12 protein-coding genes and 1 pseudogene are annotated in these 15,225 nt (G+C 71.9%); 9 read left to right on the top strand and 4 right to left on the bottom strand.

The window, feature by feature from the left end:
* Positions 1-467: 467 nt before the first annotated feature.
* The 3 genes from KME75_RS11860 to KME75_RS11850 all read right to left on the bottom strand — a co-directional run bounded on the left by KME75_RS11860 (position 468) and on the right by KME75_RS11850 (position 4,403).
* Positions 468-1,679, bottom strand: coding sequence for an ISAs1 family transposase (locus KME75_RS11860; RefSeq protein WP_308282712.1), 1,212 nt, complete (start codon positions 1,677-1,679; stop codon positions 468-470).
* A gap of 837 nt (positions 1,680-2,516) precedes the next feature.
* On the bottom strand, positions 2,517-3,608 hold the full coding sequence (locus KME75_RS11855) for a LacI family DNA-binding transcriptional regulator (RefSeq protein WP_219414659.1): 1,092 nt from the start codon (positions 3,606-3,608) through the stop codon (positions 2,517-2,519).
* 114 nt (positions 3,609-3,722) lie between these two features.
* Positions 3,723-4,403 (bottom strand): GntR family transcriptional regulator, encoded by a 681-nt coding sequence (locus KME75_RS11850; RefSeq protein WP_219414658.1) that lies wholly within the window; start codon positions 4,401-4,403, stop codon positions 3,723-3,725.
* A 144-nt stretch (positions 4,404-4,547) separates the two neighbouring features.
* Between KME75_RS11850 and KME75_RS11845 the strand changes: the two genes are divergently transcribed.
* The 8 genes and pseudogenes from KME75_RS11845 (at position 4,548) to KME75_RS11810 (ending at position 13,772) form a co-directional block, all read left to right on the top strand.
* The gene (locus KME75_RS11845) at positions 4,548-5,309 is read left to right on the top strand and encodes an RraA family protein (RefSeq protein WP_219414657.1); all 762 of its coding nucleotides are present in this window, start codon (positions 4,548-4,550) and stop codon (positions 5,307-5,309) included.
* Between the two features lie 25 nt (positions 5,310-5,334).
* The gene (locus tag KME75_RS11840; protein ID WP_219414656.1) at positions 5,335-6,207 is read left to right on the top strand and encodes an NAD(P)-dependent oxidoreductase; all 873 of its coding nucleotides are present in this window, start codon (positions 5,335-5,337) and stop codon (positions 6,205-6,207) included.
* The gene (locus KME75_RS11835; protein WP_219414655.1) at positions 6,204-7,178 is read left to right on the top strand and encodes a carbohydrate ABC transporter permease; all 975 of its coding nucleotides are present in this window, start codon (positions 6,204-6,206) and stop codon (positions 7,176-7,178) included. Before KME75_RS11840 ends, KME75_RS11835 begins: the two co-directional genes overlap by 4 nt.
* The gene (locus tag KME75_RS11830; protein WP_219414654.1) at positions 7,175-8,068 is read left to right on the top strand and encodes a carbohydrate ABC transporter permease; all 894 of its coding nucleotides are present in this window, start codon (positions 7,175-7,177) and stop codon (positions 8,066-8,068) included. Before KME75_RS11835 ends, KME75_RS11830 begins: the two co-directional genes overlap by 4 nt.
* 28 nt (positions 8,069-8,096) lie before the next feature.
* A complete protein-coding gene (locus tag KME75_RS11825) occupies positions 8,097-9,425 on the top strand; it encodes an ABC transporter substrate-binding protein (RefSeq protein WP_219414653.1) in 1,329 nt (442 codons plus the stop codon).
* On the top strand, positions 9,422-11,344 hold the full coding sequence (locus tag KME75_RS11820) for an enoyl-CoA hydratase (protein WP_219414652.1): 1,923 nt from the start codon (positions 9,422-9,424) through the stop codon (positions 11,342-11,344). The genes KME75_RS11825 and KME75_RS11820 overlap by 4 nt, the downstream gene beginning before the upstream one ends.
* Positions 11,341-12,252: an amidohydrolase family protein gene (locus KME75_RS11815; protein ID WP_219414651.1), complete on the top strand. Its 912-nt coding sequence runs from the start codon at positions 11,341-11,343 to the stop codon at positions 12,250-12,252. Before KME75_RS11820 ends, KME75_RS11815 begins: the two co-directional genes overlap by 4 nt.
* Before the next feature lie 66 nt (positions 12,253-12,318).
* A pseudogene (locus KME75_RS11810) lies at positions 12,319-13,772 on the top strand (amino acid permease).
* Between the two features lie 21 nt (positions 13,773-13,793).
* Here KME75_RS11810 and KME75_RS11805 read toward each other — a convergent pair.
* On the bottom strand, positions 13,794-14,540 hold the full coding sequence (locus KME75_RS11805) for a DUF899 domain-containing protein (protein ID WP_219414650.1): 747 nt from the start codon (positions 14,538-14,540) through the stop codon (positions 13,794-13,796).
* Positions 14,541-14,650: 110 nt separating this feature from the next.
* Here KME75_RS11805 and idi point away from each other — a divergent pair, with 110 nt between their 5' ends.
* Positions 14,651-15,217 carry an isopentenyl-diphosphate Delta-isomerase gene (gene idi / locus KME75_RS11800; protein WP_219414649.1) on the top strand — a complete coding sequence of 189 codons (567 nt, stop codon included), beginning with the start codon at positions 14,651-14,653 and terminating at the stop codon, positions 15,215-15,217.
* Positions 15,218-15,225 lie beyond the last annotated feature (8 nt).

Here is a 15,225-nt window from a genome sequence, read left to right as displayed (position 1 = left end):
CGGAAGGTGGTGCATGCGTCGTCGGTCGCGGCCTTCTGCCCGTGATCGCGGGGAGTCGCGTTCGGTCGGCGGTGATCACGGCCGGTAGGTCGTGTACGGGTTGTTGATAGCGGCCTTCTGCCCGTGATCGCGAGGGGTGCCCTGTCGGCCGGAGGGTGATCACGGCTGTTGGGCGGGCGCGCGTCGACGATCGCGGCCTTCTGGCCATGACCGCGGGGGTGGTGTTCGGCCGGGGGTGATCACGGCCGGAAGGTTGGGTACGGGTCATCGCTCGCGGCCATCTGCCCGTGATCGCGGGCGGGTGTTTGCCGGCGGACCCCCGATCCGGCGGTCACGGGCCGGTTGCCGCGTCGGTAATTGATCGCCACGTCGGCGTTCCGACCAGATTTCCGGTTGCGCCGGGTACGTGATCTTCGGCCGGAGCGCCGTGGGCGGGGTGCAGGGTCCCGGCATAGTTGATGTTGCAGTTATATGAGCAGGTCAGCGGCGCGTAGGGGGTGGCGGGCGGTATCGCGGCAAGCGGCAGCGATGTTGGTGGCGCCGGCGAGACGGTGGCGGCTGATCGCGAGGTTGCGCAGCACTGCCATCACCGCGGGACCGGTGCCGGTGCGGATCTGGGACAGGTCTTCGGCGAACGTCACGTCGCGCACCCAGTGCAGCTGGTTCTCGATGTGCCAGTGCCCGCGGATGATCTTCGCCAGCCGGTGGGCGCGGACGTCGCTGTAACCGAGGCTGGTCACCGCGTAGACCGTCTCGGTGGACCACCGCTTCGTGCTGTTGATGGGGCGTCGACGGCGCACGATCCGCGCGGCCAGGCGGGCGTGCGGGAACCCGATGCCTGCGGCCACCGCGCAGAGTTGCAGGGTGCGGGTCTCGACTCGGCCGTGTCCGCGCCCACGGACCTCGTCGACCACCGGCACGGTGCGCCAGGGCAGGTCGGCGAGCTGGGCGCGCAGCGTGGGCCGGTTGCCCTTGACCACGAACACGTAGTGCGCGCTGTGCTCGTGGAGCCAGCGGGCGTGGCGGTCTTGGGTGTGCAGCGCATCGGCGGTGATCACCGCGCCGGTCAGCGGGCAGGCTCGGTCGATGCGCTCGAGCAGCGGGAGGAACGCGGTGATCTCGTTGGTCTTCTGATCGACCTCGGTCTGGCCGAGCACGACCCCGCTGCCGTGGTCGAGCGCGCCGAGCAGGTGCACCGCTCGCCCGTCGCCGTGGCGGGCACCGCGGGCGGTCTTGCCGTCGATGGCGATCGCCCGCACCGGCCCGGCCCCGGCCTGGCCGGACCCGGTCTGGCCGGCCCCGGTCTGGCTCGTGCTGGTCGAGGCGGCGGCGCGCCGGGCGAGCCATCCGCTGACGGCGGTGTCCAGCTCGTCGGGATCTACTCGTTGCAGGACCCGCCGGAATGTCGACTCGCTCGGTGCCCGCCGGCTCATGCCCAGCCGCAGCCACACCGAGATCGGCAGGTCGTGGGCCCACTCGGCGATCACCGTGTAGGAGCGGGACCCGGCCAGCACCGCGCACACCGCAGCGGCGAGCACGGTGACCAGCTGGTGGCGCACCCCACGGCACTTACGCGGATCGGTCACCGCGCCCAGCGCGACCAGCAGATCCTCGGCCCCGGGATCAACGGTTGCGGCGTTCGCCAGGTCGGGTGCGGCGTCGCTGCACGCAGCCAGCACAGTGATCGGGGAAGATGAACAAGCGGACACGGCAGCGCCTCGGGTGATCGAGCAGGTGTAGGAACCGCGATGATCACCGGTACTGCCGTGTCCGCCTACACCATCACCAGCGTGTCACCGCCCCGACACGCCGTTCGGCGCGACCTTGCCGGACCCCTGGGGCGGGGTGGTCGTCACTTCGGGGTGTTTCGGCCGGATCTGGCCGGGTGTGCGCCGGATCGGTGATCACGGCACGGGTGCGCTGCTCGCGGTGGTCCGCCGCGGCATGATCGTCGTGAGATGCGCATCCGCGTGCTCCTCGGTGCAACAACCGCGATCTCGCGGCGGTCACGGCCGTCGCGATCGTCGCGAGATGTGGGTTCACGCACTCAGCGGTGCAACAACGGCCACCTCGCGGCGATCACCCTCTCGTCTCCCGTCCGTCCCCCGCAGCACCGGGCCGTGATCGTCGGTTGGGCGCGTTTCCGGCCGGATGCGGCCGTGTGCGCCGGATCGCTGATCACGGCACCGGTGCGCTGCTCGCGGCGGTCCGCCGCGACATGATCGCCGCGAGATGCGCATCGGTGCGCTCGGCGGTGCGACAACGGCCATCTCGCGGCGGTCCCGGCCGCCATGATCGTCGCGAGATGCGGGTTCACGCACACAGCGGTGCAACAACGGCCACCTCGCGGCGATCACGGCCACCATGATCGCCTCGAGATGCGCATCGGTGCACTCGGCGGTGCAACAACGGCCATCTCGCGGCGGCCACGGCCGCCGTGATCGCCGTGAGATGCGGGTTCACGCGCTCATCGCTGCAACAACGGCCGCCTCACGGCGATCACGGGCGCACGGCCGTCATCGCGCCGGCGCCGCCGTGCTCTCCCGCAGGACCACCTCGGCGGCGATGCGGACCGTCCGGTGCCGTCCCGGCTCCTCCTCGCCGTTCGTCTCGTCGGCCTCGCCGTCGGTCCCGGCCTCCGAGGAGGCGTCGGCGTCCTCGTCGAAGGCCAGCTCGGCGGCCACCTCGCCCATGCGCTCCAGGGGGAGGGCCACGGTGCTCAGGCCCGGGGTGAGGTCGCGCAGGGTCGGGATGTTGTCGAAGCCGGCCACCGACATGTCGACGGGCACGGTCAGCCCGGCGTCGCGCAGCGCGGCCATCGCGCCGGTGGCCATGACGTCGTTGACGGCGAACAGGCACGTGACGTCCGACCGGCGGCGCAGCAGTTCCTGGGCGGCCTCGTAGCCGCCGTCGCGGGTGAACTCGCCGTGCAGGACGTCGGCGGCCTGGAGGCTGATGCCCGCCTCGGAGAGGCCTGCCCGGAACCCGCTGACGCGGTCGCGCGCGGTCAGCAGCTCCCGGGGTCCGCCGAGCACGGCGAACCGGGTGTGGCCGAGCCCGGCGAGCGCGCGGGCGAGCTGGCGCGCGCCGGAGCGGTTCGCGGGGACGACGGTGTCGGCGGGCAGCCGGGCCTGCGAGATGCACACCGCACGGCCGCCGCGTTCGGTGAATCGGGCGAGCTCCTCGGCGAGCAGGCGGGTGCGGGCGGTGTCGGTGCTGCGGCTGCCCGCGAGCACGATCGCGCGGGCCCGGTGTGACCGCAGCGTGGAGACCAGCTCCAGCTCCCGGTCGGCGTCGCGCCCGGTCGTGCCGAGCACGACGACGAGCTGCCGCTCCTCGGCGACCCGGATGACGCCCGCCGCGATGCTCGAGAAGTACGGGTCGGCGATGTCGTGCACGATCAGTCCGACCACGGGGCTGCTGCTGCGGGCCAGTGCCTGAGCCGACGCGTCGGCGATGTAGCCCAGCGCGCGGGCCGACTCGACCACCCGCTCCCGCAGCGCGTCGCTGACCCGCCTGCTGCTGCCGTTCAGCACGCGCGACGCGGTGGCGAGGGACGTGCCTGCGTTCTGCGCCACCTCGATGAGCGTCACCTGCCGCCGCGCCATCTCGCCCCGCCCTCCGGTCGTCCGGACCAGATTCGTCCGCTCCGGGACTGATGGTGGCAGATGGCGGTCCGCGGTCGGTCCGCGCGGGCGGAATGCGTTTGCCGGAGCGCGTCGTCAGTGCTCGGCGAAGGACCGCTCGCCGTGCACCGCGAGCTCGGCCAGCACCGCCTGCGGGTCGCCTGCCTCGATCAGCTCGAGCAGGTACCGGTGGCGGCCCACGTGGTCGACGAGGTTCTCGTGGTAGCGCTCCCGGGTGTCGAGGTTGCGCGCCATGCACAGCAGCACCTGCTGCTGGACCGACCGGTAGATCTCGCTCAGCCGCCGGTGCCCGGCCAGCCCGACGATCGATGCGTGGAAGGCGTAGCCGTTCTCCACGAGCGAGCCGCGGTCCTCGTCGCGGGCGTTGCGCTCCATCCGTTCCAGCGCCTCGCGGCAGACCGCCAGTCGCTCCGGGTCCCGCACCGGCACGCCCAGCTCCACGGCCATCTTCTCCAGGCCGGAGCGCAGGCTCATGACCTCGAACACGTCCTGGTCGGTCATCGTGGCCACGGTCGAGCCGTAGCGCGGCCTGGTCTCGATCAAGCCCTCGTTGTTGAGCAGCCGCAGGGCCTCGCGCAGGGGCGGACGGCTGATCCCCAGCTGCTCGGTCAGCCGCTCCTCGATGAGCCGCTCGCCGGGTGCGAACTCGCCGGACAGGATCATCTTCCGGATCGACTCCGCGGCCAGCTCCACCAGGCTCGGTGGGTTGATCCGCACCGCGCTGCGGTCGCGATCCGTGCGTGCGCCCGTCGTCATGTAGGCCCCCCTTCCGGTCGGACGGCTAGCGGTCGGACCGTCGCCATCAGACCACTTTCCTGCCGTTCGTGTCTTGCGCCACGTCGATTGACTGTTGTAGACAATAGCTCACCTCGCACGGCAGGACTACTCGAAAGGCGTTCCATGACCGTCGCCCAGGACCAGGCCGCTCCCGCGAAGGCCGACCCCGACAACGTCCACACGCTCTACAAGCACCTGCGGGTGGCCGACGTGGCGGATGCGCTCGACGGCATCGGCTACTTCGACCTGACGCTGATGTCGCCCGAGATCCGCCCGCTCTGGAGCGGGATGCGGTTCTGGGGGCACGCCGCCACCATGCGCTGCGTTCCCTCCAACAAGCCGATGTGGAAGCTGGACACCACCGAGGACATCGTCGACGCCCACGGTCACTGGTTCCGCAAGCACGGGCACGTCAAGCTGCCGAACGACCTGGCGCCGGGCCACGTGATCGTCACCGACTCCGGCGGCGGCCGCGAGGTCGGGCTGTGGGGCTCGGAGAACACGATGGGCGCGATCGCGAACGGCGCGAACGGCATCATCACCGACGGGTACTGCCGCGACACCGACGAGGTGATTATCCAGCGCACGCCCGTCTGCGTCCGGCACCGCGGCCGCACGATCATCCCGGGCCGCATCGAGGTCGTCGAGGTGCAGACCACCATCGCCTGCGGCGGCGTGCAGGTGCGCCCCGGCGACATCGTCGGCGCCGACGGCGACGGCTGCATCGTGGTGCCGGCCGAGGTCGCCCACGAGGTCGCCACGCACGCACGGGCGATCCTCCTCGCCGACATGAACGCCCGCCGCAAGCACTACGCCACCCTCGGCCTGCCCGCCGACAGCTCGATCGACATCGACGCCATCGAGGCGTACTACGCCGGCGTCTAGCGACCCCTCCCTCCCTGGAGCAGCCATGGCAGTGTCGCCGGGGTCCACGAGTATCGGGCTCGTCGGGCTCGGAAACCTGGGTCTCCCGCTCGCCTGCACGTTGATGCGGGCGGGCTGGGACCTGACCGTCCTGGACACGCGGCCCGAGCCCGTGCAGGCCTGCGTCGAACACGGCGCGACGGCCGCGAAGGACCGCGCGGACCTCGTCGACTGCGACGTCCTCGTCCTGGTCGTGCCGGACGACGCCGCGGTGCGCGGTGTGCTCGAGGGGCCGGGTGGCCACCTCGACGGGAGCTGCGAGGGGCGGGCCGTGATCGTGCACAGCACGGTTCTGCCCGAGACGGCCCGGCAGCTGGCCGAGGTCGCGGCGGAGCGCGGGGTCGACCTGCTCGACGCGCCCGTCAGCGGCGGCTCGGACCGGGCCGCCTCGGGCGAGCTCACCGTGATGGTCGGGGGCGACGACGGGGCGCTGGAGCGCCTGCGTCCGTTGCTCGAGACCGTCGGCGACGACGTGATCCACGTCGGACCGGCGGGGGCGGGCGCCGCCGCGAAGCTCGCCAACCAGCTCGCGATGTTCGCGAACTTGGCGGGGCTGCACGAGGCGCTCGACCTGGCCGCCGCCCACGGCGTCGCCCCGGAGCCGCTGCTCGCGGTGCTCGCCACCAGCACCGGCGACTCCTGGGTCGCCCGCAACTGGGGCTTCTTCGACCGGACGGCCGCGGCCTACGACGCGGGCGGCACTCCGGTCGCCGCCCGGCCGTGGAGCAAGGACCTCGACGAGATCGTACAGGCCGCCCGGACGGTCGAGGTGCCGGTGCCGCTGGCCGGCTGGCTGGCGCAGACGGTCGCGGCGCGGGTCGAGGCGCACGCGGCGAAGGCGAACGGAGGTGACCGATGAGTCCGACAGAAGTGCGTCCGAAGCCGCAGGCCGAACCGCAGCCCCGGTCCTCGGCGCGGCCGGCCAAGGAGTGGACGGGCCGCAGCAGGCGGCGCCGCGAGGCACTCGCGGCCTACGGCTTCCTCTCGCCGTGGATCGCGGGGATGCTCCTGCTGACCATCGGCCCGATGATCTACTCGCTGTACCTGTCGTTCACCTCCTACAACCTCATGACGCCGCCGGAGTGGGTCGGGTTCGAGAACTACACCCGGATGCTCACCGCCGACCCGCGGTACCTGAACTCGGTCGGGGTCACCGTGCGGTACGTCCTGATCTCGGTGCCCGCGGTGCTGGTGGTGTCGCTGCTGGTGGCGATGGTGCTCAACCGGGGCATGCGGTTCCTGTCCGGCTACCGGGCCGCGTTCTACCTCCCCTCGCTGATCGCGGCCAGCGTCGCGATCGCGGTGCTGTGGCGCCAGGTGTTCGGGCGGGACGGCATCCTCAACGAGGTGCTCGCCCTGGTCGGGATCGAGGGCGGCAGCTGGATCGGCAATCCCGACACCGCGCTGTACACGCTGGTGGTGCTCAACGTCTGGGCGTTCGGCTCCACGATGATCATCTTTCTGGCGGGGCTGCGGCAGGTGCCGAAGGAGCTCTACGAGGCAGCCGCCGTGGACGGCGCGGGGGCGGTGCGCCGCTTCTTCCACGTGACGCTGCCGATGCTGACGCCACTGATCTTCTTCAACCTGCTGCTGACGACGGTGAACGCGTTCCAGGCGTTCACCCCGGCCTACGTCATCAGCCGCGGCGAGGGCGGACCGCTGGACTCCACCCTCTTCTACACGCTCTACCTGTACCAGCGCGGCTTCGCGAACCTCGAGATGGGCTACGCATCGGCGATGGCGTGGACGCTGGTCGTCGTGCTGGCGCTGTTCACCGCGGGCCTGTTCGCCAGCGCCCGGTTCTGGGTGCACTACGGAGACGAGAGATGACCACCCTCACGCGGCAGCGTCCCGCGCCGCCCCGTCCGCTCTTCGGACGCAGGCGGTCCCGCAACCCGCTGGTGCTGGCGCTCGCCCGGCACGCCCTGATGATCTGCATCCTGATCGTCATCCTGTATCCGCTGCTGTGGATGGTGGCGGCGTCGTTCCGGCCGAGCAACGAGGCGTTCGGGACGCTCAGCATCTGGCCGGACGACTTCACCCTGGACAACTACATCAGCGGCTGGTCGCTCGGGAACCTGAACTTCTCCCGGTTCTTCTGGAACTCGCTGGTCATCACCGTGCTGGCCGTGATCGGCAACGTGGTGGCGTGCTCGATGGCGGCGTACGCCTTCGCGCGGATGTCGTTCCCGTTCAAGCGCACGATGTTCGCGCTGATGCTCGGCACGATGCTGCTGCCCTACCACGTCACGCTGGTGCCGCAGTACGTGCTGTTCAACGAGCTGGCGTGGATCAACACGATCCTGCCGCTGGTGGTGCCGAAGTTCCTGGCCACGGACGCGTTCTTCATCTTCCTGATGGTCCAGTTCATCCGGACCCTGCCGCAGGAGCTCGACGACGCGGCCCGGCTGGACGGCTGCGGGCACGTCGGCATCTTCCGCCGGGTGGTGCTGCCGCTGTCGATCCCGGCGCTGGGCACCACGGCGCTGTTCACGTTCATCAACACCTGGAACGACTTCCTGGGACCGCTGCTGTACCTGATCCGGCCGGAGATGTGGACGGTCGCGCAGGGGCTGAACGGGTTCCTCGACGCCACCGGTGAATCGGCCTACGGGCCGCTGTTCGCCATGGCCACGCTCTCGCTCGCCCCCATCGTCGGATTCTTCCTGGTCGCTCAGAAGCTGCTCATCGAGGGCATCGCCACCAGCGGACTGAAGTAGGAGAAAGGGAACAAGGATGTTCACACGCATGCGGAGTGCCGGCATCGCGGCCGGTGCCCTCGCGCTCGCCCTCGTCGCGTCGGGGTGCGGCGGGAGCACCTCGATCGGGGCCAACCCGAACGAGGGGGCCGACGGCACCGGGGAGGTCACCGGCAACGTCCGGGTGGCCTGGTGGGGCTCCGGCCCGCGCAACGAGCTGACCAACGCCGTCATCGACCAGTTCACGGCCGCCCACCCCGGCACGACCGTCGAGGGCGAGTCGGCCGACTTCGGCGCCTACTTCGAGCGGCTCAACGTCCAGGCCTCCAGCGGCAACCTGCCGTGCGTCACGCAGCTGCAGGGGCGCCAGCTCAACGACTACACCACGAAGAACGTCCTGCTCGACCTGCAGCCGATGATCGACTCGGGTGCGATCGACGTGTCCGAGATCCCGGACGAGGTGCTCGACACCGGGCGCGGCCTCGACGGGACCCTCTACATGATCCCCTACGGCGCCGCCTACGACGCGATGGTCGTCAACCGGACGCTGGCCGAGGCCGCCGGGGTGGGGCTGCCCGCCGAGGGCTACGACTGGGCCGCGTTCGGCGACTGGCTCGCCGCGGCGGAGCCGGGCCTGCCCGAGGGAATCCCGCCCGTGAACCTGGGCGGCGCGCTGCCGAACAACTTCATCTCCTACGTCGCGGGGCGCGGCGAGACGCTCTTCGAGGACCGGCAGCTCGGGTTCTCGCAAGACCTGCTCGTCGAGTACTGGGACATGTGGGAGCAGTGGCGGCAGGCGGGCCTCACCACCACCGCCGAGGCGAACGCCGAGGAGCCCGAGCAGACCGAGCAGCGGTACGTGGCGCAGGGCAAGGTGCTGGCCGACAACCTTCCCGGCAACGCCCTGACCCCCGCCCAGAAGACGCTCGACGGCTTGGCGCCGGGCCAGCAGCTGGCCAGCCTTCCGCTGCCGTCGGGACCTGCCGGGTCCGGGAACGTGCTGTTCACCTCCGGCTTCTCGATCCCGACCAGCTGCGCGAACGTCCCGACGGCGGCGGCGTTCATCGACTTCTGGATCAACGACGACGAGGCGGCGGCGACCTTCCTGTCGAACAACGGCGCGGTGACCAACAGCAGGCAGCTGCAGCAGCAGCTCGACAACCCGGAGCTTCCGCCGCTGAAGCGCGCCGAGCTCGACCTCTACCAGAAGATCGTGGCGGGCACGCCGGTCGCCGTGGTCTACCCGCCCGGCTACCAGGCGAGCTTCGAGGGAGCCTTCACCCGGGCCTACGAGAGCGTGATCTTCGGCGGGACGTCCACTCAGGACGCAGCCGCGGCGTTCTTCACCGAGGTCAACACCGCTTTGGAGAGCCGATGACGGCACTCGCCGGAATGACGGTGCTCGACCTCACCCAGGTGATGGCCGGACCGTACTGCACGATGATCCTCGCCGACCTCGGCGCGGACGTCATCAAGGTGGAGAACCCGGAGACGGGGGACCAGACGCGGCGCTCGTGGGGCTACTCGGGCGCGGGCGACGACAGCCGCGCGTTCCTGGCGCTCAACCGCAACAAGCGCAGCATCACCCTGGACCTCAAGTCCGCCGAGGGCCTCGCGGCCTTCCACGACCTGGTCCGCACCACCGACGTCGTCGTCGAGAACTGGCGGCCGGGGGTGGCCGCCCGGCTCGGGGTCGACTACGAGCGGCTCGCGCCGCTGAACCCGGGCCTGATCTACGCGAGCATCTCGGGGTTCGGGCAGACCGGTCCGTACGCCGACCGGCCCGGCTACGACCTGATCGCGCAGGCCATGTCCGGCGTCATGAGCATCACCGGCGAGCCGGGGGACCGGCCGATCAAGTCGGGCATCCCGGTGGCCGACCTCGGCTCCGGCCTGTTCTGCACCGTCGGCATCCTGGCCGCGTGGGCGTCCAAGCAGCGCACCGGGCAGGGGCAGTACGTCGAGACGTCGCTGTTCGAGGCGGCGCTCGCGCTGTCGGTGTGGGAGTCCACGGAGTTCTGGGCCACCGGGAAGCCGCCGCAGCCGCTCGGCTCGGCCAACCGGATGTCGGCGCCGTACCAGGCGCTCGCCACCCGGGACGGGTACGTGACCGTCGGGGCGAACAACGAGCGGCTGTGGCGGCGGCTGTGCCGGGCGCTGGAGGCGGAGCACCTGGCCGACGACCCCCGGTTCGCGCGCAACGTCGACCGCATGGAGCACCGCGCCGAGCTCGTCGCCGTGCTGGAGGAGCGGCTCGCCGCGGCCGACACGGCGACGTGGGTGGACCGGCTGCTCGCCGCGGGCGTCCCGGCGGGGCCGATCCAGGACTACCGCCAGGTGCTGGAGGACGACCCGCACGTCAAGGCCCGCGGCATGGTGGAGCACGTCGAGCACCCGGTGGACGGCCGGGTGCCGGTGCTGGCCTCGCCGCTGCACCTGTCCGGCACACCGACGACGGTGCGCAGGCCGCCGCCGCTACTGGGCCAGCACACCGCGGAGGTCCTGCGGCCGCGGACCGAGGTGCGCGACGAGCCCGCCGTCCTCAGCACGCGGGACGGGTCGGCGCTGCACCTCACGCTGTCGCATCCCGCCCGGCGCAACGCGCTGACCTGGGAGATGTACGACCAGCTGCAGAAGGCGTGCACGGAGGCGCAGGCCGACCCGGACCTGCGGGTGGTCGTGGTCCGCGGGGCCGGCCGGGCGTTCGCGGCCGGCACCGACATCGGGCAGTTCACCGCGTTCGCCGGCGCGGAGGACGGGCTGGACTACGAGCGCCGCGTCGCCGCGGTGCTGGAGCGCCTGCTCGCCGTGCCGGTGCCCGTGCTGGGCGTCGTCGACGGGCCCGCGGTCGGCGGCGGCCTGGCCATCGCGGCCTGCTGCGACGTGCTGGTCGCGAGCGAGTCGGCGGTGTTCGGCGCGCCGATCGCGCGGACGTTGGGCAACTGCCTGCCGCCCGCGGTCGTCGCCCGGCTGCAGCGGCGGCTCGGGCCGGGCCGGGCCATGGCGATGCTGCTGACCGCGCAGAACATCGACGCGCGGGAGGCCGCCGCCGGGTTCGTGCACTCCGTCGTCGCCCCCGGCGAGCTGGACGCCGCGGCCGACGACCTGGTGCGCAGGCTCGCATCCGGGGCACCGCGGACGCTCGCGGCGCTCAAGGTGATCGACCGCCGGATCGCCGCGGCCGATCGCGGGATCGACGGCGACGACCTGCTCGCGGACTGCTACGGCAGCGCCGACTTCGCCGAGGGAGTGGCGGCGTTCCTCGCCAAGCGCACGCCGGAATGGAGCGGACGATGAGCGAGCCTGCGAGCGAATCATCGGCACGGCGCAAGCTTGCGAGCGGATCCTCGGCACAGCCCGCGCCGCGGATCGACGCCCACCACCACTTCTGGCAGGTCGCCCGCCAGGAGCAACCGTGGCGCGGCGACGCCCACGCCGGGCTGGCCGCGGACTTCGAGCCCGCCGACCTGGCCCCGCAGCTCGACGCGGCGGGCGTCGACGCGACCGTGCTCGTCGAGTCGGTCGACACCCCCGCCGAGAACGATCTGCTGGCCGGCTACGCGGCGGCGTTCCCGAGGGTCGCGGGCGTCGTCGGGTGGCTGCCGCTGGCCGACGCCGCCGCGGCCCGGGCCGAGCTCGCCCGCGCCGACCGGGGCAGGTGGTGCGGCGTGCGCTGCCTGGTCGGCCGGGCGCCGCTTTCCTGGCTCGCCGACGCCGAGGCGGTCGCGCTGTTCACCGAGCTCGCCGACGAGGGCCTGGCGTGGGATGTCGTGCCCGTCACCGACGGCCAGGCCGACGCCGTCGTGGCGCTGGCGCGGGCCGTACCGGGGCTGCGGATCGTCGTCGACCATCTGGCGCGTCCGCCGCTCGACACCGGTGTTGCCGACGGCTGGCGGGCCCGCGTCGATGCCCTCTCCGCGTGCCCGAACGTGGCGATGAAGGTCTCGGTCGGGATCGACGTGCTCACGGCGTGGCCGGCGTGGCGGCCCGCGGACCTGACGCCGTACGTCGCACACGCGGTCGACCGGTTCGGCGCCGAGCGGCTCATGCTGGCGAGCAACTGGCCGGTCGTCACGCTGCGGGCCGACTACGGGGCGGCCGTGCGTGACCTCGACGCCGCGGTGGTCGCCTGTGGCCTGGACGCGGCCGGACTGGCCGAGGTGCGCGGCGGCACCGCCGCACGCTGGTACGCGCTCCGCACCTGACCGACGCGGTCCGGCGACGCACGCTCGCCCTGCGCGTTTCCGTCGTGTGGCAATAGCGTGCGGCGAATGTCGGTGACCCGGACGATCTCCGTCGAGCACGTCCTGCAGCGCGGGGAGGGCAACACCCTCAGACGGACCCTCCGCGCGCGCGACCTGGTCGGGTTCGGCGTCGGGATCATCATCGGCACCGGGATCTTCACCCTCGCGGGCGTGCAGGCCAAGGAGAACGCCGGTCCCGCGTCACCCTGTCGTTCCTGATCGGGGCGGTGGTCGCCGGGCTCGCCGCGCTCTGCTACGCCGAGCTCGCCTCGTCCGTCCCGACGGCGGGCTCGGCCTACACCTACGCGTTCGCGACCCTCGGCGAGGTGTTCGCCTGGATCATCGGATGGGACCTGCTGCTGGAGTTCGGGCTCGGGCTCGCGGTGGTCTCCCGCAGCTGGTCGGCGTACCTGGCCAGCCTGTTCGGCCTGCCGGAGAGCCTGTTCGGCGAGGAGTCGGTGGTGAACGTCGGCGCCGTCCTGATCATCGCGGTGCTGACCGTGATCGCGGTGGTCGGCGTGCGGCAGTCGTCCCGGTTCACCAACGTGCTGGTGCTCGTCAAGATCGCGGTGTGCGTGCTGATCCTCGGGGTCGGGGCGTTCTTCTTCGATCCCGCGAACCTGCGCCCGTTCATCCCGCCGGCGCAGGCCCCCGAGGGCGGCGGCTCCGTGCTGGAGCAGGCCGTGGTGCGGGCCGTGTTCGGGCTGGAACCGACGGTCTACGGCATCGGCGGCGTGCTGACCGCCGCCGCGATCGTCTTCTTCGCCTACACCGGCTTCGAGGCGCTGGCGAACCTGGGCGAGGAGACCCGCCGCCCGCGCCGCGACCTCACGATCGGCCTGCTCGGCGCGCTCGCCGTGTGCGCCCTGCTCTACATCGGGATCTCGCTCGTGCTGACCGCGATGGTGCCCTACGAGCAGATCGACGTCGGGGCACCGCTCTCCGCGGCGTTCACCACGGTCGGGCTGCCCTGGATCGGGGCGCTCGTCGCGCTCGGCGCGGTCACCGGGCTCACCTCGGTGATGATGGTGGAGCTGGTGACGATCGGGCGGATCGGCTTCGCCATGGGCCGTGACGGGCTGCTGCCCGCGCCGATCGGGACGACCCATCCGCGGTTCGGCACCCCGCACCGGATGACGATCATCGGTGCGGCCGTCATCGCGCTCATCGCCGCGTTCACCCCGATCACCGAGCTCGCCGACATGGTGTCCATCGGCGCACTCTCGGCGATGATCATCGTGGCGATCGCGGTGCCGGTGCTGCGCAAGCGCAGGCCCGACCTCGACCGGCCGTTCCGGGTGCCGTTCTCCCCGGTGGTGCCGATCGTCACGGCGGCGGCGTGCCTGTACCTCATGCTCAACCTCGACGTGCTCAGCTGGCTCCGGTTCGCCGTCTGGCTGCTGATCGGGCTCGCGATCTACTTCGTCTACGGGCGGCGGCACTCCCTGCTGGCGAGCGGCGGGCCGGAACGCCGGAAGTGACGCACGGCCCGCCCGCCCGGTTCAGTCCGCGAAGTCCGGCACCGCGCCCCGGACGGACGCGGCCCGCCCCTTCGGCTCCTCCCAGTCCTCCTGCCGGCCGAGCGCGGTGAGGTCGAGGAAGTAGTAGGAGCCGCCGAGCGACTCGGCCCCGCGCGCGTACATCGAGTACGTGTGGAAGATCTCGTCGCCGACCCGCAGGAAGCAGCTCGTGCCCGGCGCCTCGATCGGCGGTGTGCCCTCGACGTAGTACGCCGTGCCGGCCCGCTCGTGCTCGGCCGGGTCACGGTAGTTGTACGAGACCGGGGTAACGGACTCGTCGAGGGTGACGTGGAAGTCGAAGTTGAAGTCGCTGCCGTACGAGGAGTACCAGGGGAAGGTCCAGCCCTTGCTCGCCTTGTACGCCTCGATCTTCGCGATCGGCGCCCGCGACACCTGCACCAGCGTGGTGTCGCGGCTGTGCAGGTGCCGCAGCAGCCCGTCGGACATCTCGTCCGCACCCGCCGAGCAGCTGGGACAGCCTGCGTCCCAGTCCGGGTGGAACATGAAGTGCCCGACGATGAGCTGCGACCGGCCGTCGAAGAGGTCGAGCAGGGTCGCCGGGCCGTCCGGGCCCGTGAAGACGTACTCCTTGTCGACCCGCACCATCGGCAGGTTGCGCCGCCGAGCGTTGAGCGCGTCGCGCCGTCGGGTCAGCTCCTTCTCCTCGGCCAGCAGCGTGCGCCGCGCGGCAAGCCACTCGTCGCGGGCCACGATGTCGGGCAGGGTCATCTCTCGCTCCTCAGGTCGACATCTCCTCCGAGGTATGACTGGAGCGGGGCCGACAACTCATCGGTGGTCCTCGACGCGCGGTGCCGGCGGGCATCGGTCACAGTGAGGAGGTGGCCGACGTATCCGCCGGAACCCCCGCCCCGCCCGAGCAGGTCGTGCTCCTCGACGACGACGGGCGCCCGATCGGCGTGGCGGACAAGGCCGCCGTGCACGGCGCGTCGACGCCGCGTCATCTCGCGTTCTCCTGCTACGGCTTCGACCGCGCGGGCCGGCTCCTGGTGACGCGGCGGGCCCGGGACAAGCGCACGTTCCCGGGTGTCCGCACCAACACCTGCTGCGGGCACCCCGCGCCGGGCGAGCCGATGGAGGACGCGATCCGGCGGCGGCTCGTCGACGAGCTCGGCCTGGGGGCGGTCGACCTGCGGCTCGTGCTGCCCGACTTCGCCTACCGCGCCTCGGCGGGCGGGGTCGAGGAGAACGAGCTGTGCCCGGTGTACGTCTGCACGCTGGTGGGAGAGCCGCGCCCGCGGCCCGACGAGGTCGACTCGGTCGAGTGGTGGAGCTGGGAGGCGTTTCTCGCCGCGGCGCGCCTCGACGACGACCTGTCCCCGTGGGCCCGGCTCCAGGCCCCGCTGCTCGACGCCCGGCGCGACGCCTGGGGGCGGCGACCGGCCTGATCGGCGCG

The sequence above is a fragment of the Pseudonocardia nigra genome (assembly GCF_019396355.1).
Classification (GTDB): domain Bacteria; phylum Actinomycetota; class Actinomycetes; order Mycobacteriales; family Pseudonocardiaceae; genus Pseudonocardia; species Pseudonocardia nigra.
This window is presented reverse-complemented; position numbering and strand designations above follow the sequence as displayed.

What these genes read in the sequence shown, in the direction of transcription:
- KME75_RS11840 (WP_219414656.1), top strand. Translation starts at nt 5,335, where the DNA reads ATGGCAGTGTCGCCGGGGTCCACGAGTATCGGGCTCGTCGGGCTCGGA.
- KME75_RS11805 (WP_219414650.1), bottom strand. Translation starts at nt 14,540, where the DNA reads ATGACCCTGCCCGACATCGTGGCCCGCGACGAGTGGCTTGCCGCGCGG.
- KME75_RS11850 (WP_219414658.1), bottom strand. Translation starts at nt 4,403, where the DNA reads ATGACGACGGGCGCACGCACGGATCGCGACCGCAGCGCGGTGCGGATC.
- KME75_RS11815 (WP_219414651.1), top strand. Translation starts at nt 11,341, where the DNA reads ATGAGCGAGCCTGCGAGCGAATCATCGGCACGGCGCAAGCTTGCGAGC.
- KME75_RS11820 (WP_219414652.1), top strand. Translation starts at nt 9,422, where the DNA reads ATGACGGCACTCGCCGGAATGACGGTGCTCGACCTCACCCAGGTGATG.
- KME75_RS11825 (WP_219414653.1), top strand. Translation starts at nt 8,097, where the DNA reads ATGCGGAGTGCCGGCATCGCGGCCGGTGCCCTCGCGCTCGCCCTCGTC.
- KME75_RS11835 (WP_219414655.1), top strand. Translation starts at nt 6,204, where the DNA reads ATGAGTCCGACAGAAGTGCGTCCGAAGCCGCAGGCCGAACCGCAGCCC.
- KME75_RS11830 (WP_219414654.1), top strand. Translation starts at nt 7,175, where the DNA reads ATGACCACCCTCACGCGGCAGCGTCCCGCGCCGCCCCGTCCGCTCTTC.
- KME75_RS11855 (WP_219414659.1), bottom strand. Translation starts at nt 3,608, where the DNA reads ATGGCGCGGCGGCAGGTGACGCTCATCGAGGTGGCGCAGAACGCAGGC.
- KME75_RS11845 (WP_219414657.1), top strand. Translation starts at nt 4,548, where the DNA reads ATGACCGTCGCCCAGGACCAGGCCGCTCCCGCGAAGGCCGACCCCGAC.